At 65.3% G+C, this 2,757-nt stretch carries 1 protein-coding gene; it reads left to right on the forward strand.

Going from position 1 to position 2,757, the window contains the following annotated elements; all coding sequences use genetic code 11:
• The first annotated feature begins 19 nt into the window (after positions 1 to 19).
• Positions 20 to 2,599: an ATP-dependent chaperone ClpB gene (gene clpB, locus ACTHJR_RS17945; RefSeq protein ID WP_440524724.1), complete on the forward strand. Its 2,580-nt coding sequence runs from the start codon at positions 20 to 22 to the stop codon at positions 2,597 to 2,599.
• Positions 2,600 to 2,757: the final 158 nt, after the last annotated feature.

A 2,757-nucleotide genomic window follows, 5' to 3' on the forward strand; every position in this document is an offset into this window, starting at 1 on the left:
CTAATTTCAGGGACCACGAATGAACCTCGAAAAATTTACCGATCGCGCCAAGGGCTTCCTGCAATCGGCGCTGACCGTGGCGATCCGCATGAACCACCAGCAGATCGCGCCCGAACACCTGCTGAAGGCATTGCTCGAAGACGAGCAGGGTCTTGCGGCCGGGTTGATCCAGAAAGCCGGAGGCGACGCGAAGAAGGCGGCGAGCGAAACCGATCTCGCCCTGTCGAAGATTCCGGCGGTCAGCGGTTCGGGCGCGCAGAACCAGCCCGGGCTCAACAATGACGCGGTGCGCGTGCTCGACCAGGCCGAGCAGATCGCGCAGAAAGCGGGCGACAGCTATGTCACCGTCGAGCGATTGCTGGTCGCGCTGGCACTCAGCCTCAACACGGCCGCCGGCAAGGCGATCAAGGCGTCGGGCGCGACTCCCGAGAAACTCAACGAAGCGATCAACGAGCTGCGCGGCGGCCGCACCGCCGACACCGCGGGTGCCGAGGATCGCTACGACGCGCTCAAGAAATTCGCGCGCGACCTGACCGAGGCGGCGCGCGACGGCAAGCTCGATCCCGTCATCGGCCGCGATGAGGAAATCCGCCGCACCATCCAGATCCTGGCGCGCCGCACCAAGAACAATCCCGCGCTGATCGGCGAGCCCGGCGTCGGCAAGACCGCGATCGCCGAGGGTCTCGCGCTGCGCATCGCCAATGGCGACGTGCCCGATACGCTCAAGGACCGGCGGCTGATGGCGCTCGACCTGGGCGCGCTCATCGCCGGCGCCAAATATCGCGGTGAGTTCGAGGAGCGGCTCAAGGGCGTGCTCGACGAGGTCAAGGCGGCCGAGGGCGACATCATCCTGTTCATCGACGAGATGCACACGCTGATCGGCGCGGGGAAAACCGACGGCGCGATGGATGCCTCGAACCTGTTGAAGCCGGCACTGGCGCGCGGCGAACTGCATTGCGTGGGCGCCACGACACTCGACGAATATCGCAAGTACGTCGAGAAGGACCCGGCGTTGCAGCGGCGCTTCCAGCCCGTCTTCGTCGGCGAGCCGACAGTCGAGGATACGATCTCGATCCTGCGCGGCCTCAAGGAAAAATACGAGCTGCACCATGGCGTGCGGATCACCGACGCGGCTTTGGTGTCGGCGGCGACGCTCAGCAACCGCTACATCACCGACCGCTTCCTGCCCGACAAGGCGATCGACCTGATGGACGAGGCGGCGAGCCGGATCCGCATGGAAGTCGAGTCCAAGCCCGAGGAGATCGAGACGCTCGATCGCCGCATCATCCAGCTCAAGATCGAGCGCGAGGCGCTCAAGAAGGAATCGGACGCGGCGTCGAAGGACCGGCTCGCCAATCTTGAAAGCGAGCTCGCCAATCTCGAGCAGCAATCGGCCGAACTGACGCAGCGCTGGCAGGCCGAGAAGGACAAGATCGGCGCCGAGGCCAAGCTCAAGGAACAGCTCGACCATGCCCGCGTCGCGCTCGACCAGGCGCAGCGTTCGGGTGACCTCGCCAAGGCAGGCGAGCTGTCCTACGGCACCATCCCGCAGCTCGAGAAGCAGCTCGCCGAGGCGCAGGGATCGACCAAGGGCGCGATGCTGCGCGAGGAAGTCACCGCCGAGGACATCGCCGCGGTGGTCAGTCGCTGGACCGGCATCCCGGTCGACCGGATGATGGAAGGCGAGCGCGAGAAACTGCTCAACATGGAGGCAGAGCTCGGCAAGCGCGTCATCGGCCAGGCCGATGCTGTCCGCGCCGTCTCCACCGCCGTGCGCCGCGCTCGTGCCGGCTTGCAGGATCCCAATCGCCCGCTCGGCTCGTTCCTGTTTCTCGGCCCGACCGGCGTCGGCAAGACCGAGCTGACCAAGGCGCTCGCCGAATTCCTGTTCGACGACAGCGCGGCGATGGTCCGGATCGACATGAGCGAGTTCATGGAGAAGCATTCGGTGGCGCGGCTGATCGGCGCGCCGCCGGGCTATGTCGGTTACGAGGAAGGTGGGGTTCTAACCGAAGCGGTTCGCCGACGACCCTATCAGGTCGTGTTGTTCGACGAGGTCGAGAAAGCGCATGGCGATGTCTTCAACATCCTGCTTCAAGTGCTCGATGACGGGCGGCTAACCGACGGCCAGGGCCGCACGGTCGACTTCACGAATACGATCATCGTGCTGACGTCCAACCTCGGCAGCCAGTTCCTGACCAGCCTGGGCGACGGTGAGGACGTGGCGAGCGTCGAACCGCAAGTGATGGAAATCGTCCGCGCGCATTTCCGCCCGGAATTCCTCAACCGACTCGACGAGATCGTCCTGTTCCACCGCCTCGGCCAGAGCGAGATGGCGCCGATCGTCGACATCCAGGTCGCGCGCGTCGGCAGATTGCTCGCCGACCGCAAGATCAATGTCGACCTGACCCAGGCGGCGCGCGACTGGCTCGGCCGCGTCGGCTACGATCCGGTTTACGGTGCGCGGCCGTTGAAGCGCGCGGTGCAGCGCTATCTGCAGGACCCGCTCGCCGACCTGATCCTGTCGGGCGGGGTCAAAGACGGGCAGACCGTCAAGGTCGACGAAGGCGACGGCAAGCTGACCTTGTCGGTCGGCTGAACCGCTCGATCATCGCTCGACAAAAAAGGGGCCGCTCCATCGCTGGAGCGGCCCCATCTTTTCGAGTGTCGGACGACCTAGAAGTCGACCTTCGCTCCGACGCGGAAGAACCGGCCGACGAAGCCCTGGCCTTCCCAGGCGACGTTGTAATTGTAGCC

The organism is Sphingomonas sp., assembly GCF_051962185.1.
Classification (GTDB): Bacteria; Pseudomonadota; Alphaproteobacteria; order Sphingomonadales; family Sphingomonadaceae; genus Sphingomonas.

Excerpts from the sequence above, each read along its gene's own strand:
- clpB (WP_440524724.1), top strand. The coding sequence starts at position 20 with ATGAACCTCGAAAAATTTACCGATCGCGCCAAGGGCTTCCTGCAATCG.